Raw genomic sequence first — 21,656 nt, forward strand, 5'->3', positions numbered from 1 at the left:
CAGTTGCACTCGCGTCACGCGACATGATCTACCTGATCAGGCCTCGCCGTGAGAGCGAATCCCACAGATTGATCACGACCCGATACCCGCCCTAGAAGCGGTTGGAGGCGATCAACGCCGTTGCCAGCGCTCTCAGCGCGAACAGAGCGAGCGTGTAGGCGACGGCTACCGGTACCGGGGTCGGGACTCCGCGTGCGGCTTGCGCGGCCGCCTCGCGGTACTCGTCCTGGTCGTCCACGCCGTCCTACGCCGTCCGCTTGTCGAGCGCGGCCCGCAGCGCGGCGCGGCGCAGGGGGCTACGGGCGCGGGTGATGCAGTCGTTGCAGACCGAGTGGCAGGTGCCCTGGGCTTCGCCGGGGGCCTGGAGCCAGGTGCCCGCGCAGACCAGCGTGTCCCTTGGCAGGCCCAGCAGGTCCCCTGCCGGTAGCCGTCGGGCCGGTCGGCGATGGTCCCCTCGCCCGTGGGCGAGGAGGGCAGCGCGTTCAATCCGCGGCCTCCAAGTCCGCCAGCAGGACCATCTCCGGGTACGGGTCGCTGGAGCTGTCCCGGTTCACCCAGGCGTGGTTGGCGAGCTTGCTCGGGATCTCGGCGACGGTACTCGTCCAGCCGTCCGTGCGGTGCCGGACCGGGTCGCCCTGGATCACACTGTTCACAGTTGCGCCTCTCCATCGAGTCGGGGCCTGCGGGGCCGTTGCGCCGGTCGTTCTCAGGCCGAAAGGGCCAACGGGTCGGTGCGGCGGGCCGTGCAGTCGCGGCAGGAGCAGGTAGACCGCACCGCGTCGATCTGGAGCCGCGTTCCCACGGACAGGGGCTGCTCGGCTGCGCGCGCTGCCCGGTAGTCGTCCAGCGGGTTCCAGCCAGCGGGGAGCACGGCCAGCTCAAACCTCGTCGGACCGGTCACAACCTCGCGATACTCGCGCTTGGGGTTGCGCCTCGCCATCGTTGCCCTCCTTTCTGAAGAGGCCGGGGAGGCGAGCGAATCGGGATCTTGCGGGTCGTCGGCAGGGCCACCCGGTCGTGTGGGCTGGGCGGCCGGGCATCACTGTTGTCCGCGGGAGACCGAGTTGGTATTAGGCTTCCGCTGTCATCGGCGATGCCGTAGTCATGAAGTTACGGTCGGTGAATCCAGGGTTCGACGGACTGCCAGTACGAGTTACCCGGACGATCGAGGCCAAGGGGGGCCCGCAATGGCTGCTCGGACACCGCCGAGGCGCATCGAAACACTGACTGGCAGTCAGCCCGAGGTCGTGCGGCTCCCCGAAGGGGTGATCTCTGGCTTCCTGTTCAAGGTCATCCGGGAGCAGATCCCGAGGACTCAGGACGAGTTGGCCGCGGACCTAGGCATCGACAAGAGCACCGTCCAAGGCTGGGAGTCCGGCCGTCGACCGCTCTCCTCCACCAGGGCCGGGAACCTGGTGGTGCTGCGCCGGAAGCTGATCCTGCTCGGCGCGCCGGCCGGGATGGTTGACCTGATCAGCCTCGCGATGGACGCGGACTTCGTCCTCGGCGAGATACTGCGGTCACGGCCCACGAGGTCCGAGGTTCTGGAACATCCGCTGGCCGGGTGGGTGCTTACCCGGGACACCACGCACATGATCGGCTGGGCTGTCAGCGGGGTTCTGCCCGGCGCGGTGGCCGCCGAGTTGAGCATCCCTGCCGCCCGACGCGGGCCGGTCTCCACTGCACCGCTCCTCGGACAGGGCGAGCGCTCGCGCTTCTTCGACAACCTCCGGCATACCGCCGACCTGGTGGAGGCCGGAAGTGAGGAGACCGCGCTACTTCGCAGACAGGTCTGGTACTTGTCCTCCTACGACCGGGCCCGCGATGTGGTCGAGTGGTTTGGTGGGATGCACCGCCGAGGCCGGATTCCCTCGGCCGGCTCGGGGTGGTCACCCCGCTGGGCCGAGGCGCGGTCGGTCGCGGCGGCATTGGCGCGACAGGGGGATCCCGAGCTACTCCGGGACTTCATCGCTCGCTCGATCACCGACAACGACGACTTCGAAACCGCGAACTTGAACTACTGGGCTCACTGGCTCGGGCTCGACTCACGTCCCCAGACCAGCGATGACTTCATGGCCGAGCACGAACGTCCAGCGTGGGATGCTTCCTCGCTGCTGCGACAGTTCGCCATCCGGCTGGACCGCGCGGGCGAATACACCGACCTGTACGTCCATTCGATCTGGGCACTCATGCTCAGCCGACGCGGCCTGGCCGACGCGGACCCCCGTACAGCCCGCGACCTGGCCGCACGAGTGCGCACGCTGCTCGATGGTGACGGTCTTTCACAGCAGTCCCGCCGCGAGCTGGAGTCTGTGCACTACGGTCTGCGGGTAGGCGGTTATAGCAACAACCGCTCCAACAGTGAAGGACAGCGATGACGGACGACAAGCAGGCGAAGGGCACCGCGAGCTACCTGTTCGAGGCGGGCATGCTCAAGCGGGCGAAGCGCTCCGGCTGGTGGATCGCTGGGGTCAAAGACCCCGAGACAATCGCCGAGCACTCGTTCCGGACGGGTGTCGTCGGCGCGGTGCTCGCGATGATGGAAGGTGCCGACCCAGCCAAGGTCGCCCTGCTCTGCCTGTTCCACGACACCCAAGAGACCCGGGTCAGCGATATCCCGCACATCGGCCGGCGCTATCTCACCGCCGCCTCGAACGAACGCGTGACCGCCGACCAGGTCAGCGCTGCTCACCCGGCCGTCGTTGCCGGAGTGCAGGCAATCGTGGAGGAGTACGAGAACGCCGAGAGCCTGGAAGTCACCGTCGCCCATGACGCGGACAAGCTGGAGTGCCTGATTCAGGCTGTGGAGTACCGCGAGCAGGGATACCAGAACGTCCAGCCGTGGATTGACAGCAGCCTCGGCAGCCTCAAGACCGAGTCGGCTCGCACCCTTGCTGAGGCCGCACTGACCATGACGTCCTTGGAGTGGCAGAGGGTCTACCTCGGGTGACGCTGCCGACGGGCGATAAGGAGCCCGCTCGGGAAGACGCTCCGGTGTACCGCTATATGGTCCGTTACTGACTTCGGCGCTTCAAGGTGGTGGCGGTGGGAGGTCGAGAGAGAGTCCGGTCCCGGTGAGGACCCCGTCTTCGAACAACCCGGCGGCCTCCAGCCGCGCCGACTCGCGGTACTGACGTGCCTTCGCCGTCAGACCGCCCCCATCCGCCCAGCGCATACCAACGGCATAGCGCGCAGATGACCGCCGGTCAGCTACGCAAACAGGCCAATCACCTTGAAGCGCCAAAGTCAGTAGCTCACCTCCCCACCCCCACCCCCGCTTACGGCGGAGGCGGGGGTGTTCTCCTCTCGGGCTTTGTTGCCCAGTTACATCAGGAGGGGGGTGGAGCCTGGTGCCACTCGGCACTTCTCCTCTTCCTCCGGCGGCGGGAGCGGGACAGCGATGGACAGCTCGATGGCCGCCACCTGGCGGGTGAGGTAGCCCGAGCGGCCGGCGGCTGCACCGACCCACGCCCCGGCAGCGTCCTTGGGCATCCAGACACCCCCGTGCTTCTCCACTGTGCCCGATCTGTTCGCCCAGGCCCCGGACGCCGAGGTAGTGGCCTCTGCGGCCTTCGGAGTCGAGTTCGAAGAGCCGGTCGTCCCACCGGCCGTCGGGTAGGACGTTGTCGGGGTGGTTGCTCAGGGGTGGTTCCTTCCGTTCGGACGGGTGGGGGTGGAGCCTTGTGCCATCGGCGAGCAGGGCCGGTGACGCACTGACGGGTGGAGGGAACGGTGCTGTCCGGGGCAGGGATGGGCTCTGGTGCCTGCTTGCGGATCTCGACTCCGTCGGCGAGCAGCTGCCGCACGGCGGCGTCAGCCTGATGCCGGTAGGGGTGGCGGGAGATGAAGTGCCCGTTCTCCCGGATCTCGTACATGTCCGAGGCGAAGTCGTGCTCGTTGAGGGTGACGTCCAGGCGGCGGTCGTGCCCGGCACCGGTGACGCTCCAGCGGCTGGCACCCACCGCGGACCACGTCAGGTCGATGTCCGCGCCGGTGCGGGCGCGCTCGGCACGCTGGCGCTCGGCCTGCTCGTCGGCTCGGCGCTGGCGGGCGGCGTCCAGCTCGGCCTGGTGCTGCCACTCGGCACGCTGGCGCTCGGCCTGCTCGTCGGCTCGGCGCTGGCGGGCGGCGTCCAGCTCGGCCTGGTGCTGCCACTCGGCCTCCTCACGACGCCGCAGGAACTCGGCGCGGCTCTGGGCAGCCTGGCGCTCCAGCTCCAGAGCGCGCTGGCGGGCGGCTTCGCGGCGGCGGGCGGCTTCCTGGCCGCCGGGAAGCGGGGGCAGGGCCTGGGGCTCCGCGCGGGCGGCCCAGGGCTCGGCGAGTTCGGCGCGGTGGTGCCGCCAGATGGCGAGCATGGCGTAGCCGTCTGCGGTGGCGACGAGGTCGCCGTCGTCCCGCTGCTGGAGGAACCCGGCGGCGAGGGCCAGGTCCACCACCTTGCGGCGTACGCGGCGGCCCATGGCCCCGAGGTGGGCCCCGGCGGGGATGAGGCGGTAGCCGGTGCCGTCCCACCACACCCCGCCTTCGCAGCCTGGCAGGGTGGCCGCCGCGACGAGGTCGTACCCACCCGGACTTCTCGCGATCTCGGCGTGCCGCGCGGTACTCGTCGTCCGTCTCCATGAGCTGGTCGTGGGCGAAGTCCTCCAAGCTCTCCCACTCGCCCGCGTAGGCATCAACGATCAGCTCCGGCAGTCGCCACTCTCGGAGACGGCCTACTACCTCATCGCACTGGAGACCGCGCCTGCCCCGGTCGGTTTGCATGAACTGTTCGAGGCCACTCTGGGTTCCGTCCGAAGGCAGGGCGGCGGGCTGGTGGATCAGCACGCGCTGTTTGTCTGTCTGCTCGAACGCCGGGAACTGCGTGGCACCCTCCCCAGTTGGAGCATCACACGCCTCCCCGGCACCTTGTTCACCGACTACGTCGGTGCGGCAGAGGTGCTTGCGCGTGACTTGATCTATGAGGCTGGCCACCACTGGTTCAACTACGCCCTGGCCACGGCAGCGGTATTGCTACCGGACGACGTCACGTTCTACTCGCCGTGGCGCGAAACAACATGTCCCGTCTTCGGGTTCCTCCATGCATGCTGGGCCTTCTCCCTCACGGCGATCTACAGCGCCAGTGCCCTCGACGGTGCCCCGCCTCCCGCTCGCGCTTTTCTGGACGGCTACCTGACCGAACAGGGGCGCTTTCTGCGAGCAGCCGTACTGGACTTCGCTAAGGCCGCCACCTTGATCACATCCACGCCGGTCCGGGAACGAGTCTCCTGGGCGATGGACGCGGCCCTGCAATGCACGCCGCGTCCCCAATGAGCGAACACCGAAATCGGATGCTCTCGTGCTGACCGAGCTGGCCGTGACGCACAACGCGAGCCCCAGCATCGCCGCGTTCGCCCGTGACGGCCTGTCAGACCTGCTGACCACCGATGACGGCCAGCATCTGCCGGTACCAGTTGATTGATCGAAAGGAAGTCGGAATGGGCGGCTGAGGAACACCGGCTCCTTCCCACAGGCGGATGGTCATCAGGCGATCGGTCTATGGCAGAACAGGCAGCGATTCAAGGCCCCGCATGAGCCGGTTGTGTCGCCATTTCAGCTCAACACTGGGCACCGCCAGGCGAAGACGGGGGAATCGGGCCACGATGCGCCGGAAGGCGATCGCGGCCTCGGCGCGGGCGAGGGACGCCCCGAGGCATCGGTGGATGCCGTGGCCGAAAGCGAGATGCCCCTTGGCGTCCCGGTCGAGGTCGAGTCGGTCCGGGTCGGAGAATCGCGCGGGGTCGCGGTTGGCGGCGCCGGGCGCAATCAGCACCGGTGAGCCCGCGGGGATCTCAACGCCGCAGAGGCTGATGGCCTCGGTGGTGAATCGGAAGGTGGCCATGCTCACCGGGGAGTCGAGCCGGAGAAGCTCGTCCACGGCCGCGTCGACCAAGTCGGGCTCGTCGCGCAGGCGGTGCAACGAGTCCGGGCTCTGCAACAGGGCTAGTAGACCGTTGCCGATCAGGTTGCTGGTGGTCTCGTGCCCGGCTACGAGAAGGAGCACCGCGAGGGAGACGAGTTCGTCCTCGCTGAGCCGGTCCTCGCCGTCGCGGGCGCGGATCAAGGCGTTGAGCAGGCTGTCGTCGGGGGTGCGGCGCTTGGCCGTGATGAGGTCAGCCATGTAGCCGGCGACGGCGTGCGAGGCGGAGTCGATCCGTTCCGGGTGTCCGGCCGCGAAGAGTTCGTTGGACCATGTGCGCACCGCCGCGCGGTCGACGTCGGGAACCGCCAGCAGCTGGCAGATGACGGTGACCGGCAGCGGGACGGCGAGGCTCTCGATGGCGTCGGTCTGCTCTCCGGGCACCCATGCGTCGAGCAGTTCGTCCGTCACGCTAGCGATGTAAGGGCGGAGCCGAGCGACGGCGCCCGGCGTGAACGCCTTCGTCACCAGGCTCCGCAGTCGTGTGTGCTGGGGTGGATCGGTGGCCAGCATGCTCTGGGATACGGCGGGGTGCAGGTTCCGTCCGGTGTCCTTGCCGGCGAAGTAGGCCCCCGTGTCCTTGGACAGCCGCGGGTCGGTGAAGGCTGCTCTGGCTTCGGCGTAGCCGGTAACGAGGTAGCTTGACCGCCCTCCTCCGTTGGGTACTTCCTGGACCGGCGAGGTGCTTCGGAGTGCCGCGAGGGTGGGGTACGGGTTTCGGAAGAAACCTGGGTCCTGAAGTGGGTTGCTCATGCTCATCCCTGTGCCGTCTCAAGCATCGGTGCCTCGCGCGATGCCGTCTGGACGATGTCGCTTGCGGCATACGCCCGTGCCACAGAGCGTAGCCAGATGGTCTCGGCGCGGAGGTCTCCCGCACGGCTGGCGGTTGCGGAAGCCTGCGGTGCCAGAGCGAACTCCGGCTCGGCGCCAGCGCGCATCGCACGGATGGCCGCTGCCAGGATGGCTGCCTCGACCGTTGCGTCACCGTCGGCAGTGCCGGCCAGGTTCCGACGCTCAACCTCGCGGATGGCTGCTTGCTGGACCATGAGCGAGCGGTACGGGCGCAGGCTAAGGATGCCGTCGTTGATCTCGACGATGCGACGGTGGAGCAGGAAGTCGACCTCGCTCTCGACCACGGCATCGTCATCGAGGACGATCTCGGGCAGGGCCGCGGTGAAGTCATGCCACAGGGGATCGAGGTCGGCGATCGACTTACGCTCCCAGCGGCGGCGGAGGAACTGCGTGAGCGGCCAGAGTGCGGCTGGCAGGGTCAGGCCAGCGGTGATGAGGAGCACGCCGACGGCCGGAGCTGTGACGCTGAGGGCGCAGGAGACCGGAGAAATCAGGCTGCTGCAGCGAGGCCCGCCGGGGATCACCTCCCAACCGAACAGGGCTCCAACGGCATTGATGGTCTTGTAGGCGGTGTAGACGAGGGCGAAGACGCAACCGACGGCCGTGATGCGAAGGCCGACGCGCTGGCTCTTCCGGGTGGCGGTGCGCGATCGGGTCCACGTCTGGGTGAGGCAGTCATAGACGGCGTATCCGAGGAACGCGATGTACGCGGCGGAGTAGACGTGCAAGGAGGCGGGAGCCTCATCGAGCTTGCCTTGGAGCTCGGCCGCACTCCACATCAGAGTGCGCGGGGTGACCGCAAAGGCGACGGCCATCGTGGCGACAGCCACGGCCAGGAATCGAAGTCGCCATCGCAGCCGGCGCCGAGCCTCGCTCGCATCGTGGTTGAGAAGGAGGAGCACTGAGACGACACTGGCCGCCGCGGACAGGGTCGCGGAGTTGCTCACCAACCGGGAGAAGTCCGGCGAGACGGAGTCTTCCAGAGCCCGGATCGCCGGTTCGTAGGCACTGAAGGCAATCGCGAAGCACGTGAGGAAGGCGGAGAGGCTCAGGGTGCCGGCGGGACGCCGGCCGGGGCGGCGTCTGAATGCCCAGTAGAGCGATGCGGCCAGCAGCAGCAGGGGCATGCCGCCGAAGATGGCGCTGATCATTGTCGTTACTTTCGGGTCAGGCGAAGATCGCATCCCAGCGCTCGTCGGCCACTGAAGGCCGACGGGCTGGGAGGAGGCGTTCGCGGTACACGCGTTGGCGGATGAGCGTGGCCATGTACTCGGCCTCGCGTTCGTCTGCGGTGATGTAGGCCGTACGGCCGGACATGCGCTGAACGAGCGTCGGATTCAGTCCGATGGCTGCGGCTGCGTTGTCGCCAAGGGAAAGCGAGCCCGGGTGGTCGCAGAGGATGTGGCTGATCTCGTGCGCCAGGATGTGCAGCTGGTGGGCGGCCGAGGTCCCCTGCTCGACGAACAGGTAGTCGACGGTAGGTGTCTCGACCCGAATGCCGCAGGGAGTGTTGGCAGCGCAGTTCGAGTCAAGGGACTGGAGGATGATCGGCTTTCCCCGCATGGTGGCGACAGCCTCGCGCAGCTGCTGGGTGCCGAAGCCGTGGGGCAGTTCAAGACGTCCGAGGCGTTCCTCGCAGACGGCTCGAAGGTGGCGCTTGTCCATGATCTCCCCTTACAGGGAACGGTCGCTGGGGCCTGCCGGCCGCTGGATGGCCGAGCAGAGGGTTTCGCGTGTAGCGGTGGAGATCGACGGCAAGACGGGAACCGCCAAGCGTGTGACGGCTCGCCGGCCGTCAACCTGACCTTGTCAGTGAGGCCGTCGGTCGGACGCGTCGTCTCGCTGTCGGAGCGTCAGTGGCCCATGGCGACGCCGCCGTCGACCGGGATGACGGCGCCCGTGATGTAGGCCGCGTCTTCGCTGGCTACGAAGCGGACCGCCGAAGCGATCTCCCGCGGCTGGGCGATTCGGCGGAGTGGGACCTGGGCGATGATGTGGTCCAGGCGTTCCTTGCTGAGGACCGCGGTCATGTCCGTCTCGGTTAGACCGGGGGCCACCACGTTTGAGGTGATGCCCTTGCCGCCGTACTCGCGTGCGAGGGAGCGAGCGAAGCCGATGAGCCCCGCCTTGCTGGCCGCGTAGTTGGATTGGCCGGCCTCACCGATCATGGCGACGGCTGACGAGATGAAGACCAGCCTGCCGCCTCGTCGCGCGCGGAGCATCGCGCGGACCGCGCGCTTGGCACAGCGGTATGCACCGGTCAGGTTGGTCTCGAGTGTCGCCGCCCAGTCCTCCTCGGCCATCCGAAGAAGGAGGCAGTCCCTGGTGACACCAGCGTTGATGATCACGACGTCCACTGGCCCCTGCTCCGCTTCAACAGCCACGAAGGCGCGCTCGACGTCGTCCGGGACTGTCACGTCGCACTGCACCGCGAAGAGGCCGAAGGGCGGTCCGCCGGAGCGGTAGGTGATGGCGACACGGTCACCATCCTCGGCCATCTGCCGAGCCACCTCCAGCCCTATCCCCCGACTTCCACCAACCACCAGAATCGACCGACCGGTCATTCCCCTGCTCCTTCACGCACAAGCCAGAACCACGCCGGGCAGGAAGCAGGCCGCTGACAGGCGTGTTGCCAAAACTGCTGCTTCCGGAAATCGGCGCTTCCTAACAATGCACTGACATGAGCGGAAGTCTCACTTCCGGGAATCGGCAGTTCCGCTCACGGAGTGTTGCCGATGGCGGCCGCTCGTTGAATTTTTAAGGTGATGCCAGGGGGTTGAGCCGAAGCGCCAATCGTGCGCTGGCGGTCAGAAGCGCCGCGGATTGTTCCGTGCAATTGACTCTGGGGCTCGACTGCCGCCTCGCGGGTCGCCTCCACCTGCGGGCGACAACTCGCACACGTTCCGTGAAGCTGATCTTGCTTTCAAGATTTTCTGACGCCGTGTCGCTTTTGGCGTGATATGAGCCACAAGATCGAATTAAGAAGATCGCCCAAGTTCCCCGTAAAATCACCACTCATGAGCGTGATCGAGGCGGCGGGCGCCGCAGAGGACCCTGCCGAGTCTCTGGGCGACCTGCTCCGGTGCTGGCGGGGCCGCCTCGATCCCCAGCGCATCCCCGGTCTGGTCCGCGACGGCCGACGCAGCTCAGGGCTGTCTCAGAGGGAAGTATCCCGTCTCACCGGTGTGAGCGATCGGTGGTACCGCGAGCTGGAGCTGGGGCGCCAGGCCAACTTCTCTGAGGACTTCCTGGATCGGCTTGCCTTTACGCTCCGCCTGTCCGACGTCGAGCGTCATGGCCTCTATCTGCGCGCTATCGGTCGGGCCCCCGCGCCGCGCGGCGGTGCTGATGCCAAGGCCATTCGGGCGTTGGACGGCCCTATGCAGCGACTCCTGGATAGCCAGCTCCCGCATCCGGCCTACCTCTCCGACGAGGCGTGGACCATCTTCGGGCACAATCAGCCGCAGGCCGACTGGTTCCCGTGGATCCCCTACGAGCCTAACCTGATGAGGTGGGCCTTCCTCTACCCCGAGGCCCGCGAGCAGCTGGTGAACTGGCGAGACGACTGGGCGCGCCCCTTTCTGGCGCAGATCCGTTTCGCCTGCCTCCAACTCCCCGGGAGTGAGCCCCTCAAGCAGCTCAAGCGAGACATTCTGAAGGGAAACCCCGAGGCGCGCGAGATCTGGGATCGGCACGAGGTGATCGAGCATCCAGACGGTCATGAACGCCGACTGAGGTTGCCCTACCACGGAGACCGGGAGATTGCCGTAAATATCATGGCCCTGACACCGCTCCGCAGTAGCACTGCGCGCTTCATCGTTCTGCAGATGGCGGACTAGGGCTGGCGGACATAGACAGCAGTGGGCGCATTCGAGCCAATGGTTCGAGTGCGCCCACTGCTGTCTATTGAACAATGCGCGTAGATTATTCGTTCAAATCGACGCCCAGGAAGTCATCTTCGGACGGGAGTCCTTCCAGGTGCCGGGCTTGCTGGATTACGGTGTGCACCATCCTGAGGCTCGCGGCCGACAGGCCGGCGGACCGGAGTGCCACCTGCGCGATCTGCTCGTCCCGCATCGCTGCCACGAGCTTAATCTCGGCCTCCGTGCGTTCGGCTACCTGGTCGTCGAAGAAGTAGCCGGCGGGCACGCCGAAGAAGTCGGCGAGTGCCTTGATGGTCGCCATCTTCGGGTTGCCTCGCGCGCCGGTGCGGAGCTGCTGGATCCCGCTCGCCGTGATCGCGCCGTCGCCCGCCTCCTTGATGGCCTGGGCCACCTCAGCGTACGTGTACGGGCCGCGGTTGTCGGGGTGGATCTCCTTGAACAAGTGGTCCAGCCGTTCGGCGAAGGTCCGCCCTGCTCTCTCGGTCATGTCCACCTCCTGTCGTCCCGACGAGTCTAACCACTGGAGTGTGTGGATCGGAATCCGAGAGCCTTTCGCTCAACACAGCAGTTGACGACGGGGCGCAACTGGAGTGTACGTTGATCCCGCAAGAGATCGCTCAGCAGTTGATATGTGCTGGTGAGGCCGGGTGGAAACCCTGGTCTGATCGCGAGCGTGCCTCGTATGGTGCTGCTCCCGCCGCCAAATGGGGGCCGGGAGGGGAGGGGACAGGCGATGCGCGGACCACCGTGACCGGCGAACCGGGGCGGAAACGAGACCGGCGTCCGGGAGCTACCAACTCCTGGACGCCGGGGCCAGCACCCCGAAAGGCACCGAATCACAACCACGCAGGCGGCGGGGCTTCTGCACGAGAACCGCCACCTGCGCTCCTACAAGCAACGGAGTATCGCATGCTCACGACCGTGAGTGGAACCCCGACATGCCGGGACGCCGCCCGCCCGCAGCGCCTCGCCGCGCAGCTCGCAGACATGATCCCCGGCGCCGCCACCATCCGCGTCAGCTTCACCGACCCCACCCAGCGGTGGCCTTACACGTACTCCCGTGCCTTGGACGCAGCGGGCGAGCCGATCGAGCTGAGCCGCATCACCGCCAAGATCGCGGCGCGCTGGATCCTTCGGGTATGGCCCGAGGCCGACTGGAGTCTGGCCCATACCCTCTTCCTCGCCACCGCGACGCTCACCCGCGGCAGTGCCCGAGCCGCGACCGGCCGGGGCCGCTGACATGGCGCGGATCCGGACCATCAAACCGGAGGCGTTTGTCTCCGAGTCACTCGCCGAAGTGACGGTCGAGGCCGAGCGGAGCTTCTTCGGCCTGCTGACCCAGGCCGACGACCACGGTCGGCACCGGGATAACGCGGCGATCATCGCTGGGCTCCTGTGGCCGCTGCGCGCCGAGCACACCTCGGTCCACGTCGAGGACGACCTCCACCAGCTCGCGAACGCCGGGCTGATCTGCCGGTACACCGGCTGCGATGGACGCCGCTACCTCCACATCGTCACCTGGTCCGAGCACCAGAAGATCGACAAGCCGAGTCAGTCTCGGCTGCCCTCGTGCCCGCACCACCACGCCGCCGACCGTTGCGGCCCCTGCAAGGGCACTTGCGCGAAGGCGGCCGAGGCGTCGGCGATGGCTACCCGAGGCTTCGCCGAACCTTCGTCGAACCATCCCGGAGCCCTCGATCTGCCGATGGAGGCAACTCCGATGCATTTTGCCGGACAGAGCCAGGCATCGACGACTCACCAGGACGCCCTGGCTGGCCTCATTGCGGCGCCGGACCACGGCGTCGGGAAAACAGCAGGCCAGGCGGCATTCTCCGAGGACTCCCCGAAGGCTCTCCGAAGGCTCGGCGAGGGCTCGGCGCCTGGATCTAGGATCTTGGATCCTGGATCTTCTTTCCCTACGGGGCGCACAGCGCCCGGCGCCACCGTCTCGGCCAAGGGCCTCCTCGCCGAGTACGTCACCGCCTGCGCCGAGCGCCCTCCGGGCGACGTCCTCGGACACCTTGGCCGGATCACCAAGAGGCTCCTGGACGATGGCATCGCGGTGGAGCACATCCGCGCGGGGCTCCAGCGGTTCGCCGAGATCCAGGGCCATCCGAGTCGCCTGCCGAGCCTGGTGAACGACTCCATGAACTCACGAGGCTCTGGTTTGGCGCGGCCGGGATTCCGGCCTACCGTGCCTGCTCACCAGACGTGGACCAACCCGGTCGACGCCGCCACCGACTACGCCGAGGAGCTGTGATGCGCACCCGCGACCCGCAGACCCTCGGCGAGGGCACGCTCGACCGGATGGCCCGGATCCTCGCCGCCCGGAACATCAACCCCGCGGCTGTGGCCGCCGTCACCGACGAGCCCGAGCCGTACTCGCCCTTGAGCGCCCTGGCGAACGCGATCCCGCCGCGCTACCAGGGCGCGACAGCCACCCATCCTATGGTCCTCGCCTGGGCCCGAGAGGTCGCCGAGCGAGCGATTGCCCCGAGCGTCGGCGCACGTCGACAGGTCACCACCGGTCCATCGCTGCTGCTGGCCGGCGTGGTCGGCACCGGCAAGACGCACGAGGCCTACGGCGCGGTCCGGCACCTGGTGCAGACCGGCCTCGGCGTGCGCTGGCGCGCCACGACTGCCGCCGACCTCTACGCCCACCTGCGGCCAAGGGCGGGAGTGGACAGCGAGCTGGAACTGGCGGCCGTCAGCCGCTGCCCGCTGCTGATCCTGGACGACCTCGGCGCCGCGAAGTCGAGCGAGTGGGTCGAGGAGATCACCTACCGCCTGATCAACCGCCGGTACAACCAGATGCTCCCGACGCTGATCACCACCAACCTGCGAATCAAGGACCTCCGGGACTACCTCGGCGACCGCGTCGCCTCCCGCCTCGCGCAGATGACTGCGCGGGTCCAGTTCGACGACGTCGACCGCAGACGACTCAGCGCCGCCTGACCCACGATCAGGCCACTCACCGGGCCGTGCCCACAGTGCGCCGCCCGTTCCTCCTGAACCAGCACACCTCTCCGCCGACGCCGCCCTGCGCGCGGAGAGCGATCGGAGCAACCCCGCATGACCATTACGACGACGACCCCTGCCCGCCACCGCTCGCTCGGCGACAACACCTGGCAGGACAAGGCCGTCTGCCAGTCGACCGTCCACAACCCGGTCGATCCCGAGATCTTCTTCCCCCACCCGGACGAGACCATCAAGATCGCCAAAGCCAAGCGCTTGTGCGGCCAGTGCCCGGTCCGGCAGGCATGCCTGGATGCCGCCCTGGAGCAAGGCGACACCCACGGCATCCGCGGCGGCATGACCGAGGAAGAGCGCGAACCCCTCCACGACGAGATCACCGCCCGCCTGGACTACTCCCGGGTCAACGCCACCCTGGCCGGACGCGACATCCACCTCACCAAGGCCGAACGCCGCGCGGTCATCCAAGCCGGATACCGTCACGGCGTCACGGTCGAGCGCCTTGCCTGGCTCCTGAAGATCACAGACGAGCACGCCAACAGGCTCTACCGCGAGACCCGCCAAGCGATTCGCAACCGCGACCTGGAACAGGCCACGAACACGCCCCGGCGACCCGGGACAACCAGCGAGCGCACCCTCGGCCGCGCAGACTTCGGGACGGCGGCATGACCACCCCAGCAGCGACCACGGCAACTGTCACCGGCTGGGACCGCGCCGTCGTCATCACCCTCGGCGGAGCCGGATGCGCCCTCTCCTACGACGCCCTGCAACAGATGGCGGTCGCCATCCACGTCCGCGGGTTCCTGACCTATCTCTTCCCGCTGGTCATCGACGGCTTCATCGCCTACGGCGTCCGAGCGCTGCTCGTCCTACGCAACGCACCGCTGCGCGCCCGCGCGTACGTCTGGCTGCTGTTCGGCACCGCTACCACCGCCAGCATCTGGGCCAACGCACTGCACGCGGTGAGGCTCAACCAGCAGAGGTCGGTCACCGGCCTGCGACTCGGGGACACCGTGGTCGCGGTACTGTCCACCCTCGCCCCGCTCGCGCTGGCCGGAGCTGTCCACCTCTACATCCTGATCGCCCGCGGGGCGACCGGGGACAGTGACCGAAGCAACCCCGGACAGCCGGACCATGTCGGCCAGGGGGGTCGGGCGAAACCGACCGAAGGCACTCAGACAGCCCGCGCCGGACAACCGCCACGAGGCGGACAGGCCGGCACCGGACAGCCGGACACCACGCTTGCCGGTGCACCAGGTCAGGGCACCCAGCGACCACGGCTGTCCCGGGACAAGCCGCTTCGGGCGAACGCGAAAGCGGCCGGGAACAGTTCAGCGGCGGACAGCGCAAACTCGGACAGCGCCGTCATCGGTCACAAGGACCAGGCACCGAAGGGCCCTGACCTCGGCGGACAACCGGACACCCGCTCGGCGGACAACGCCCAACCGACTGGCAACCGGTCGGACACCGGTCGACCGGACAGTAACCGGGCCACTGGGGCGACCGCTGGCCGGCGGAACGACCTGAACACCGAGGAGCTTCTGGAGATCGCCCGGACAGCGGTCAAGACCAAGGACAAGAAGCCGACCCGGAAGGTCGTCGCCCAAGCCATCCGCGGTCAGGACATTCCGCTGTCCAACGACCGGCTGACCGACCTCGTGGTCCAGCTGCGCGCAGAGTTCCGGCAGCCGCCCGAGACTTTCCTGGGTTGACCGGACACCTCCTCAGGGTGGCTGACCGGCCCGGACACCTTTAACCGGTCACCCACCCTGGACACCTCCATCAGCGAACCGGAGACCCTTGCCATGCGCATATCCCCTGCCACCCCGGCCGAGGCGGACACCTGGCTCGCCGTCCTGCACAAGCATGGCCACCTTCACCGCGCCGAAGCGGGCCCCGAAGGCTCTTGGACCGCCCAGCGACGCCGCCACAGCCGCCCGTGGACCCTGCACCACTCTGTCCTGGCCATGGACTGGATTGAGGAGGTCCTGCGCGACATCCACCACCGAGACGCGGAGACGAGCCGGTGACCGACAACGACCAGGCGGCCACCACCTCAGGACCGGAGCGTGACCACCCCACGGCCTCTGGCGGAGCAAGTTGTCGCATTGGATATCCCAACGGGCTATCCAACGCGAGCGTCCTCACCGAGGGCGGCGAGGACGGCTCCGCTGATCCCCAGGCGAGGGCGCCCGGAGACCAGCAGAGCGAAGGACACCGCGGGGTGCCGGGGATGGCGGAAGTAGAAGCTGATCCCGACATGCGTACCATCCGCCAGCCCGCCTTCCCCGATCGCCGACCCCGCCGCCGCACCTACCAGCCGACCCACCGCGAAGACGTCATCTCCGCCCGCCTGACCGCCGACGAGAAAGCCGAGATCACCGCTGCCGCCAAACGCGCCGGCATGTACCCCGCCGGCTACCTCGCCGCCGCCGGCCTCTCTGCCGCCCGCGGATCCATCAGCCCGAAGCCGAACGAGCAACTCGACGCCGCCATCGACGAACTGGCCGCCCTGCGCACCCAGATCTCCCGCGTCGGCAACAACGTCAACCAGATCGCCTGCATCTTCAACTCCGGCGGACAGGTACGCCCCGGCGAACTCGACCACACTCTGACCGCCCTGACCCGCACCCTGGCCCGCGTCGACGACACGGCCGACGCCTTCGTGAAGAAGCGCACCTGATGGTCCCCAAGATCCGACGAGGCTCCAACACCCGCGGACTGCTCGCCTACCTCTACGGGCCTGGCAAACGCGACGAACATACCGACCCACACCTCGTCGGATCCTGGGACGGCTTCGCCCCCGACCCCGGCCGCGACCCCGAAGCCACCCTCTCCCGCCTCGCCGCCTCCCTCGACCTGCGCGTCAAGCAGGCCGGCACCCAAGCCCCGGCCGAACACGTCTGGCACTGCTCGGTCCGCACCGACCCCGGCGACCGCCTCCTCGCCGACACCGAATGGGACACCATCGCCCGCCACCTGATCCAAGCCGTCAACCTCGCACCCAACGGCGACCCGGACGGCTGCCGCTGGGTCGCCGTCCGCCACGCCGACGACCACATCCACATCCTCGCCACCATGGTCCGAGGCGACCTGCGCCGAGCCCGCCTGAACTACGACCTGAAGAAGGCCCAGGCCGAATGCCGCCGCATCGAGAAGGAGATGGGCCTCCGCCAACTCACACCCGGCGACGGCACCGCCGCCAAGAAGCCCACCAGCGCCGAACGCTTCAAAGCCGAACGCACAGGCCGCACCGAAACCCCACGCGAAACCCTCCACACCACCGTCCGCCAAGCCCTCGCCGGAGCCGCCACCGAGGCCGAGTTCTTCACACGCGTGCGCGAGGCAGGACTACGAGTCAAACTGCGCCACGCACCCTCCGGCGACGTCCTCGGCTACACCGTCGCACTACCCGGCGACCGCAACCGCAACGCCGCACCGATCTGGTTTGCGGGCTCCACCCTCGCCCCCGACCTCTCCCTCCCGAAGATCCGCCAACGCCTGGCCGACGCAACCGTCACCACAGAACCGAACGCCCCTGGCACACCAGGACGCTGGTCGCCGCCAGCGAACGCCCGCCGCCACGCCACCCAGACCGCCGAACACGCCGTCACCCGTCTTGCCACGGACGACGACGAAGGCGCAGCTCAGCTCATCGGCGTCGGAGAACTGCTCGACGCCACTGCCCGGACCTCACCGGCTGCCACCCGCTCCGAACTGGTAGCCGCCGCCCGTGCTTTCGAACGCGCCACCCGCTCTCGTGTCCGCGCCGAACGAGCCGACACCCGAGCCCTGCGCTCGGCCGCCCGAGGCATCATCCAGGCCGGCGGAGCGCTCGGCCGAGGCGAAGACGGCGGCGCCACCGCCATGCTCCTGTCCACCCTCGTCCTCGTCACCCTGGCCGCCGCCCGCTGGCACTCCGCCCGCGGCCACGCCCAGCAGGCCGCCGCTTCCCGCCAAGCCGCCGAACACCTCCGCGCCGCCTACCAGCAGGCCGCCGCCACCCCCATGCACACGATGTGCGAGGCGGGCCGCGCAATTCCCGCGGCCGAACGCCGACACTACGACACGACGATCCGCACCGTCCTCGGCGACGACCAGCCGCCGTCGGCACCGGCCCGTGACCACGACGCCCTGGCAGCCGTCCTCGCCGAAGCCGAGAAGGCCGGCCACGATCCGACGGCCCTCCTCGAAGAGGTCACCTCCTGGCGGGGACTCGGCATTGCCCGCAGCCGCGACGACGTCCTAGTCTGGCGCATCCGCCGCATCGCCAACCTACCCGCCGACCCCGCACCGCCGCGCAGCGCTTCGGTCACCTCCACCCGGACCACCGCCAAGCTAGGACGAACCGCACCGCGCGTCGCCCAGTCGGCACCGGCCCAGCCCGCCACCGACCGGCGTCGCCCGACCCCGCGCCGCTGACCTCACAGGCCAGGCGAGCACCGTCCGGCTCGCCGGGCACGCGAACGGAGAGCTCGTGGCCAGAAGCGACGAGCGCACCACCAGTACCCCGGCCCTGACTACCACCTCGGTCCCGGTAGCCTCTGACCGGCTCCCGCAGCTGGAGTAGCGCGTCGAATTATGAGCCTCGGTCTCACCCCCCGTCGGTCGGAGAGATCGGGAAGAAACCAGGCCGGCCTCCCCCAGGCCCCGTGAAGCGGTACGTCGTGGCGGAGGAGAGCACGCTGTTTGGTGGGTCGCCGTTCTCGATGACGATGGCCTGGCCCGGGAACGTCAGCATGTCCTGGTAGAAGTGGTCGACGACGTTCGAGGTGATGTCGACGTCCTCCCCAACCGGTTCGCGGTAGGTGACTACAGGGGAGTCGAGGACGACGAATCCGGGATGGGGCAGGTCCCCGTCGAGGCAGTACCGGGCGAGGGCGGTGGTGAACGCCGAATGTAGGACCGAGCGGACGCCCTGGCCGCGTCCGGCCCGGGGCCGGCTGCCGGCCCGGACTTCCATCCCGTATTGGTCGTACTCGGCGAACTCGACCGAGGGAACCGACCACGCGGTCAGTGTCCGCCTCAGGACGTCGTCGAAGCTGGAGAGCACTCGGGCGGGGATGTGGGTGGCGGGCCGGTGGGAGCGGACCGCGCCCGCTCCGTCGAGCTTGTACCGTCGATCCTCCAGCTCCTCAATGCGGGCGTGGAGTTCGAGTTCACGTTCGGCAGCTGAGCGGGCCGCCAGGAGGTCGTCCATGTGTGTCCGCAAGGGTGAGAGGCGTTCCTCGGCCTCGGAGATCTCGGTGTCGAGTTCTCTGGCTCGCAGGAGCAGGACGCCCCTTCGCCCGACCAGCTCGTCCAACTGGGTCCGCAGGTCGACGATGGTCGGGAGGAGGTCGGTGAGGAGCGAGCTGGTCTTGGCAGCTTCGGCTTCGACGGCCGCGTGCAGTTGGGTCGTCTCCTGTTCTCCGTGCCCGTGGTGTTGGTGTTCGGGTTCGGCGCCGCAGAACACACAGGTGCCGACGCGGAAGTAGCCGAGGATGCTGCCGGCTTCACTGACCATCGCGAGCCGGTCGAGGTCGGAGCGGTACTGCTGTTCCAACAGCCCGAACCTGGTGAGCAGGTCGTGGACCTCGGCCAGACGGGACTCGACAACGGCGAGCTCCTGTGCGGCGGTCATGCGGTTGGCGACCGCTCCGACGTGGCGGTCGGTGATCACCCGCAGGGAGCGGGACTGGGCGTCGATGGTGGCTTGGATCCGCGTCAGCCGTTCGCGCAGTTGGCTGGCGTTCTCCCGGGTCGTCAGTTTGGCGGAGAGCTCCAGGACGATCTGGTCGAGGAGACCGATCTGGCCCTTGTGGACCCGGCGCTGGTTGGTGTTCGGTCCGGTATCGACCACCGGGTCGTCCTCGCCGGTCAGCAGGTACTTCATCACCGAGGCGGCAGCTGTCTTGCCGGGAGCCGCATTCGAACGCAGGACGGGGGAGAGGGGGTCGCCCATGCGGGTCTCGGTCACCAGGGACAGGTGCACGAGGTCGGCCAGAGACAGTCCTCGAGTGCCGCCGGCGTCGTTCTTGCGGATCTGCGTGTCGGCGTAGCCGAGTTCCGCGAGGAGCACGGCGGAGAGACTGCGGGAGCTGCCCGCGCGGTGGACCGCGGTCAGTTCCCGGTCGGACCGTCGAGTGACCAGGTCACGCAGGTCCTCGTAGTGGACGTGCACGGTGCCGGCGCCCGGTCGCCGGACCAGGGTGAGTGGCGCTCCGTCGGGCAGTTGCAACCCGAGGAGGATCTGACTGTAGCCCTCGGCTTCGGGGATGAGCGGGAGACGGGCGCCTCCGAGCATGTACTCGATGGACTCGACGATGAAGGACTTGCCCGTGTCGGAGGCACCGTAGATGACAGTCAGCTCGGGGCCGAAGGCCACGCGGGCGGTGGGCTTTCCGGATCCCGCGTAGGTGAGGTGGGTCAGTCGCAGGTCAGCCACGGGGGACCTCGGGGGGTAGGGGTGTCTCGGCTGGGCGGTTGAGGAGCGCACGCGTGGCCGCTCGCACGTCGGCGTCGGGCGCGTACTGGTGGACGGCCCATTCGGCGCGCTCGCGCAGACGTTCGACATAGGGGGCTTCGAGGAGCTCGACGAACGCGGGCCCCCGCTCCGTCGCACGGTAGACGAGGCCGTCGATAGCGGGCTCCAGCCGTGCCAGCTCGGCGCGGATCAGGACAAGCAGCGCCTGCTCCAACAGGCCTCGCTTCATGCCCAATTCACCGGACCGGGCGGGCAGGTCGGGGTGGAGGCTGGGTGGCCCGTTGAACTCGCCGCTGTGTAGGAGTGCGTAGTCGAGGAGGGTGATCTGGGCCAGGTCTAGAGGTTCGGGATGGCTTTCGGCCAGCAGGACCAGCGCACGCATCCCGATTTCGAGGGGGCTGTTCAGCGGATTCACGCGGCGCCTCCCCTGCACCAGATCAAGCGATTGGCGTTCGCCAGGTGGTGGCATACCCCCTTGCGGTCCAGCGGCCGCACGAACTCGGTGAGGATCGTTTTGGTGAGCTCGACGTTTCCGGAGGCGGCCAGTACCGCTTGCACGCGGTCGTACCCGAACTCGAACCTGCCGGCCGCGACCTCGACCACGATGTCGTAGACGTCATCGAGTATGGCCTCGAAATGCCCGTCCGACGTCGAGTCACGGGCGAACAAGCGTAGCGATTCCGCGCTGTAGAAGGCCTCCCGCTGTCTGCGTAAATGATCGCGTGCCTCGTCGTGTTCGGCGATGCGATCCAGGCTGTCGGCCTGCTCGCCCCAGAGTTCTCCGTAGGCCCACACCAACTGCTGGATGTAGCGGGCCTCCTTCGGGGCGTGCGCGTCAGGCGGGAGCATCCTCTGCGGACGTGGCGCCGGGGGTTGGGGGAAGCGCACCGCCCAGTGCGGCGTGGTCTGGTGCAGCGACAGCATCTCGTCCATGTCGATGGTGGTGAACATGGAGAAGTCCGTGGCCTCGGCGAGCTCGCGGAGTTCGCGCCGTCTCTCGGGGGTAAGCGAGGTGATGACGGGATCGCGGGTGGAAGCCAGCTCCTTGAGGAACTCGGCTTTGGACTCGGTCTTCTTGGACAATCGCCGGACGAGTCGGGGGCCGATGATCGGCGCGACGAAGACGTACTGCTGGGGAATGGTGAAGTGTCCGCTCACGACCGAAGCGAACATCTTACGCATCTCGGGAGCGGCCTTGGACCACGTTAAGGCCTCCCCGTAGTGCTTGCACTGGTAGTTGTGCCAGGCTCCCTCAAGTCCGTCCGGGGTCAGGTAGCCCGCGACATCGACCCCGTGATCGCCTGAACCACCGTGCCGTTGCACTGCGACGTACTTCGTCGCCAGAGCGGGGACCCATTCCTTGACAAACTCCTCGAACTCGTCGGGATCGTACGAGAAGACGATCTTCTTTGGGGATGGCACAGCGTGAGTTCTCAGCCAGGGACCGATGAGGGTCAGCGGTGGCGGATCGCTGTTGTCCGCCTCGGTGTCGACGCCATCAGACACTGCTTCCCAGCCCCCCAAG

The 21,656-nt window shown here is 68.1% G+C and carries 26 protein-coding genes; 14 read left to right on the top strand and 12 right to left on the bottom strand.

Going from position 1 to position 21,656, the window contains the following annotated elements; all coding sequences use genetic code 11:
- Nucleotides 1–91 precede the first annotated feature (91 nt).
- From ACFC1R_RS23490 to ACFC1R_RS23500, 3 genes are all read right to left on the bottom strand, one after another.
- Nucleotides 92–238: a hypothetical protein gene (locus tag ACFC1R_RS23490; RefSeq protein ID WP_375941605.1), complete on the bottom strand. Its 147-nt coding sequence runs from the start codon at nucleotides 236–238 to the stop codon at nucleotides 92–94.
- Nucleotides 239–482: 244 nt separating this feature from the next.
- On the bottom strand, nucleotides 483–653 hold the full coding sequence (locus ACFC1R_RS23495) for a hypothetical protein (protein ID WP_375941607.1): 171 nt from the start codon (nucleotides 651–653) through the stop codon (nucleotides 483–485).
- A 53-nt stretch (nucleotides 654–706) separates the two neighbouring features.
- Nucleotides 707–940: a hypothetical protein gene (locus ACFC1R_RS23500; RefSeq protein ID WP_375941609.1), complete on the bottom strand. Its 234-nt coding sequence runs from the start codon at nucleotides 938–940 to the stop codon at nucleotides 707–709.
- A 247-nt stretch (nucleotides 941–1,187) separates the two neighbouring features.
- On the opposite strand from ACFC1R_RS23500, the gene ACFC1R_RS23505 reads away from it, so the two are divergent.
- A complete protein-coding gene (locus tag ACFC1R_RS23505; protein WP_375941611.1) occupies nucleotides 1,188–2,378 on the top strand; it encodes a helix-turn-helix domain-containing protein in 1,191 nt (396 codons plus the stop codon).
- Complete coding sequence (locus tag ACFC1R_RS23510) at nucleotides 2,375–2,950, top strand: HD family hydrolase (RefSeq protein WP_375941613.1); 576 nt, start codon at nucleotides 2,375–2,377, stop codon at nucleotides 2,948–2,950. The genes ACFC1R_RS23505 and ACFC1R_RS23510 overlap by 4 nt, the downstream gene beginning before the upstream one ends.
- Before the next feature lie 374 nt (nucleotides 2,951–3,324).
- On the opposite strand, the gene ACFC1R_RS23515 is transcribed toward ACFC1R_RS23510, so the two are convergent.
- Complete coding sequence (locus ACFC1R_RS23515) at nucleotides 3,325–3,492, bottom strand: hypothetical protein (protein ID WP_375941615.1); 168 nt, start codon at nucleotides 3,490–3,492, stop codon at nucleotides 3,325–3,327.
- A gap of 398 nt (nucleotides 3,493–3,890) precedes the next feature.
- On the opposite strand from ACFC1R_RS23515, the gene ACFC1R_RS23520 reads away from it, so the two are divergent.
- Genes ACFC1R_RS23520 through ACFC1R_RS23530 form a run of 3 tightly spaced genes read left to right on the top strand, consistent with a single transcriptional unit; the run spans nucleotide 3,891 to nucleotide 5,458 of the window.
- On the top strand, nucleotides 3,891–4,622 hold the full coding sequence (locus ACFC1R_RS23520; protein WP_375941617.1) for a hypothetical protein: 732 nt from the start codon (nucleotides 3,891–3,893) through the stop codon (nucleotides 4,620–4,622).
- 7 nt (nucleotides 4,623–4,629) lie between these two features.
- The gene (locus ACFC1R_RS23525; protein WP_375941618.1) at nucleotides 4,630–5,310 is read left to right on the top strand and encodes an HEXXH motif-containing putative peptide modification protein; all 681 of its coding nucleotides are present in this window, start codon (nucleotides 4,630–4,632) and stop codon (nucleotides 5,308–5,310) included.
- Nucleotides 5,311–5,335: 25 nt separating this feature from the next.
- Nucleotides 5,336–5,458: a hypothetical protein gene (locus ACFC1R_RS23530; protein ID WP_375941620.1), complete on the top strand. Its 123-nt coding sequence runs from the start codon at nucleotides 5,336–5,338 to the stop codon at nucleotides 5,456–5,458.
- A gap of 75 nt (nucleotides 5,459–5,533) precedes the next feature.
- Here ACFC1R_RS23530 and ACFC1R_RS23535 read toward each other — a convergent pair whose 3' ends face one another.
- The 4 genes from ACFC1R_RS23535 to ACFC1R_RS23550 all read right to left on the bottom strand — a co-directional run bounded on the left by ACFC1R_RS23535 (nucleotide 5,534) and on the right by ACFC1R_RS23550 (nucleotide 9,372).
- Nucleotides 5,534–6,709 carry a cytochrome P450 gene (locus tag ACFC1R_RS23535; RefSeq protein ID WP_375941622.1) on the bottom strand — a complete coding sequence of 392 codons (1,176 nt, stop codon included), beginning with the start codon at nucleotides 6,707–6,709 and terminating at the stop codon, nucleotides 5,534–5,536.
- Nucleotides 6,710–6,711: 2 nt separating this feature from the next.
- Nucleotides 6,712–7,959, bottom strand: a complete 1,248-nt coding sequence (locus tag ACFC1R_RS23540; protein ID WP_375941623.1) for an MAB_1171c family putative transporter — start codon at nucleotides 7,957–7,959, stop codon at nucleotides 6,712–6,714.
- A gap of 16 nt (nucleotides 7,960–7,975) precedes the next feature.
- Nucleotides 7,976–8,473, bottom strand: a complete 498-nt coding sequence (locus ACFC1R_RS23545) for a regulator component (RefSeq protein WP_375941625.1) — start codon at nucleotides 8,471–8,473, stop codon at nucleotides 7,976–7,978.
- Nucleotides 8,474–8,661: 188 nt separating this feature from the next.
- Complete coding sequence (locus ACFC1R_RS23550; RefSeq protein ID WP_375941627.1) at nucleotides 8,662–9,372, bottom strand: SDR family oxidoreductase; 711 nt, start codon at nucleotides 9,370–9,372, stop codon at nucleotides 8,662–8,664.
- Nucleotides 9,373–9,825: 453 nt separating this feature from the next.
- Here ACFC1R_RS23550 and ACFC1R_RS23555 point away from each other — a divergent pair, with 453 nt between their 5' ends.
- Nucleotides 9,826–10,647: a helix-turn-helix transcriptional regulator gene (locus ACFC1R_RS23555; RefSeq protein ID WP_375941629.1), complete on the top strand. Its 822-nt coding sequence runs from the start codon at nucleotides 9,826–9,828 to the stop codon at nucleotides 10,645–10,647.
- Nucleotides 10,648–10,732: 85 nt separating this feature from the next.
- Here ACFC1R_RS23555 and ACFC1R_RS23560 read toward each other — a convergent pair whose 3' ends face one another.
- On the bottom strand, nucleotides 10,733–11,179 hold the full coding sequence (locus ACFC1R_RS23560) for a Secondary metabolite protein (RefSeq protein ID WP_375941631.1): 447 nt from the start codon (nucleotides 11,177–11,179) through the stop codon (nucleotides 10,733–10,735).
- 434 nt (nucleotides 11,180–11,613) lie between these two features.
- Between ACFC1R_RS23560 and ACFC1R_RS23565 the strand changes: the two genes are divergently transcribed.
- From ACFC1R_RS23565 to ACFC1R_RS23600, 8 genes are all read left to right on the top strand, one after another.
- Nucleotides 11,614–11,931 carry a transcriptional regulator gene (locus ACFC1R_RS23565; protein WP_375941633.1) on the top strand — a complete coding sequence of 106 codons (318 nt, stop codon included), beginning with the start codon at nucleotides 11,614–11,616 and terminating at the stop codon, nucleotides 11,929–11,931.
- 1 nt (nucleotide 11,932) lies between these two features.
- On the top strand, nucleotides 11,933–12,952 hold the full coding sequence (locus ACFC1R_RS23570) for a hypothetical protein (RefSeq protein ID WP_375941635.1): 1,020 nt from the start codon (nucleotides 11,933–11,935) through the stop codon (nucleotides 12,950–12,952).
- On the top strand, nucleotides 12,952–13,647 hold the full coding sequence (locus tag ACFC1R_RS23575; protein WP_375941637.1) for an ATP-binding protein: 696 nt from the start codon (nucleotides 12,952–12,954) through the stop codon (nucleotides 13,645–13,647). Before ACFC1R_RS23570 ends, ACFC1R_RS23575 begins: the two co-directional genes overlap by 1 nt.
- Nucleotides 13,648–13,764: 117 nt before the next feature.
- The gene (locus ACFC1R_RS23580; protein WP_375941639.1) at nucleotides 13,765–14,334 is read left to right on the top strand and encodes a WhiB family transcriptional regulator; all 570 of its coding nucleotides are present in this window, start codon (nucleotides 13,765–13,767) and stop codon (nucleotides 14,332–14,334) included.
- Nucleotides 14,331–15,377, top strand: a complete 1,047-nt coding sequence (locus ACFC1R_RS23585) for a DUF2637 domain-containing protein (protein WP_375941641.1) — start codon at nucleotides 14,331–14,333, stop codon at nucleotides 15,375–15,377. The genes ACFC1R_RS23580 and ACFC1R_RS23585 overlap by 4 nt, the downstream gene beginning before the upstream one ends.
- A 93-nt stretch (nucleotides 15,378–15,470) precedes the next feature.
- Nucleotides 15,471–15,695, top strand: a complete 225-nt coding sequence (locus ACFC1R_RS23590; RefSeq protein WP_375941643.1) for a hypothetical protein — start codon at nucleotides 15,471–15,473, stop codon at nucleotides 15,693–15,695.
- Nucleotides 15,696–15,925: 230 nt separating this feature from the next.
- A complete protein-coding gene (gene mobC, locus ACFC1R_RS23595; RefSeq protein WP_375941645.1) occupies nucleotides 15,926–16,348 on the top strand; it encodes a plasmid mobilization relaxosome protein MobC in 423 nt (140 codons plus the stop codon).
- On the top strand, nucleotides 16,348–18,087 hold the full coding sequence (locus ACFC1R_RS23600) for a relaxase/mobilization nuclease domain-containing protein (RefSeq protein WP_375941647.1): 1,740 nt from the start codon (nucleotides 16,348–16,350) through the stop codon (nucleotides 18,085–18,087). The genes mobC and ACFC1R_RS23600 overlap by 1 nt, the downstream gene beginning before the upstream one ends.
- 172 nt (nucleotides 18,088–18,259) lie before the next feature.
- Here the strand turns inward: ACFC1R_RS23600 and ACFC1R_RS23605 are convergent, their stop codons facing one another.
- The 3 genes from ACFC1R_RS23605 to ACFC1R_RS23615 are packed head-to-tail and all read right to left on the bottom strand — an operon-like array spanning nucleotide 18,260 to nucleotide 21,637.
- Nucleotides 18,260–20,092 (bottom strand): hypothetical protein, encoded by a 1,833-nt coding sequence (locus ACFC1R_RS23605; protein ID WP_375941649.1) that lies wholly within the window; start codon nucleotides 20,090–20,092, stop codon nucleotides 18,260–18,262.
- On the bottom strand, nucleotides 20,085–20,546 hold the full coding sequence (locus ACFC1R_RS23610) for an ABC-three component system middle component 2 (RefSeq protein WP_375941651.1): 462 nt from the start codon (nucleotides 20,544–20,546) through the stop codon (nucleotides 20,085–20,087). Before ACFC1R_RS23610 ends, ACFC1R_RS23605 begins: the two co-directional genes overlap by 8 nt.
- Nucleotides 20,543–21,637, bottom strand: coding sequence for an ABC-three component system protein (locus ACFC1R_RS23615; protein ID WP_375941653.1), 1,095 nt, complete (start codon nucleotides 21,635–21,637; stop codon nucleotides 20,543–20,545). The genes ACFC1R_RS23610 and ACFC1R_RS23615 overlap by 4 nt, the downstream gene beginning before the upstream one ends.
- Nucleotides 21,638–21,656: the final 19 nt, after the last annotated feature.

The organism is Kitasatospora sp. NPDC056138 (genome assembly GCF_042264695.1).
Taxonomy (GTDB): Bacteria; Actinomycetota; Actinomycetes; order Streptomycetales; family Streptomycetaceae; genus Kitasatospora.

What these genes read in the sequence shown, in the direction of transcription:
- ACFC1R_RS23500 (WP_375941609.1), bottom strand. Translation starts at nt 940, where the DNA reads ATGGCGAGGCGCAACCCCAAGCGCGAGTATCGCGAGGTTGTGACCGGT.
- ACFC1R_RS23505 (WP_375941611.1), top strand. Translation starts at nt 1,188, where the DNA reads ATGGCTGCTCGGACACCGCCGAGGCGCATCGAAACACTGACTGGCAGT.
- ACFC1R_RS23510 (WP_375941613.1), top strand. Translation starts at nt 2,375, where the DNA reads ATGACGGACGACAAGCAGGCGAAGGGCACCGCGAGCTACCTGTTCGAG.
- ACFC1R_RS23515 (WP_375941615.1), bottom strand. Translation starts at nt 3,492, where the DNA reads ATGCCCAAGGACGCTGCCGGGGCGTGGGTCGGTGCAGCCGCCGGCCGC.
- ACFC1R_RS23535 (WP_375941622.1), bottom strand. Translation starts at nt 6,709, where the DNA reads ATGAGCAACCCACTTCAGGACCCAGGTTTCTTCCGAAACCCGTACCCC.
- ACFC1R_RS23540 (WP_375941623.1), bottom strand. Translation starts at nt 7,959, where the DNA reads ATGATCAGCGCCATCTTCGGCGGCATGCCCCTGCTGCTGCTGGCCGCA.
- ACFC1R_RS23545 (WP_375941625.1), bottom strand. Translation starts at nt 8,473, where the DNA reads ATGGACAAGCGCCACCTTCGAGCCGTCTGCGAGGAACGCCTCGGACGT.
- ACFC1R_RS23550 (WP_375941627.1), bottom strand. Translation starts at nt 9,372, where the DNA reads ATGACCGGTCGGTCGATTCTGGTGGTTGGTGGAAGTCGGGGGATAGGG.
- ACFC1R_RS23555 (WP_375941629.1), top strand. Translation starts at nt 9,826, where the DNA reads ATGAGCGTGATCGAGGCGGCGGGCGCCGCAGAGGACCCTGCCGAGTCT.
- ACFC1R_RS23560 (WP_375941631.1), bottom strand. Translation starts at nt 11,179, where the DNA reads ATGACCGAGAGAGCAGGGCGGACCTTCGCCGAACGGCTGGACCACTTG.
- ACFC1R_RS23570 (WP_375941635.1), top strand. Translation starts at nt 11,933, where the DNA reads ATGGCGCGGATCCGGACCATCAAACCGGAGGCGTTTGTCTCCGAGTCA.
- ACFC1R_RS23575 (WP_375941637.1), top strand. Translation starts at nt 12,952, where the DNA reads ATGCGCACCCGCGACCCGCAGACCCTCGGCGAGGGCACGCTCGACCGG.
- ACFC1R_RS23580 (WP_375941639.1), top strand. Translation starts at nt 13,765, where the DNA reads ATGACCATTACGACGACGACCCCTGCCCGCCACCGCTCGCTCGGCGAC.
- ACFC1R_RS23585 (WP_375941641.1), top strand. Translation starts at nt 14,331, where the DNA reads ATGACCACCCCAGCAGCGACCACGGCAACTGTCACCGGCTGGGACCGC.
- ACFC1R_RS23590 (WP_375941643.1), top strand. Translation starts at nt 15,471, where the DNA reads ATGCGCATATCCCCTGCCACCCCGGCCGAGGCGGACACCTGGCTCGCC.
- mobC (WP_375941645.1), top strand. Translation starts at nt 15,926, where the DNA reads ATGCGTACCATCCGCCAGCCCGCCTTCCCCGATCGCCGACCCCGCCGC.
- ACFC1R_RS23600 (WP_375941647.1), top strand. Translation starts at nt 16,348, where the DNA reads ATGGTCCCCAAGATCCGACGAGGCTCCAACACCCGCGGACTGCTCGCC.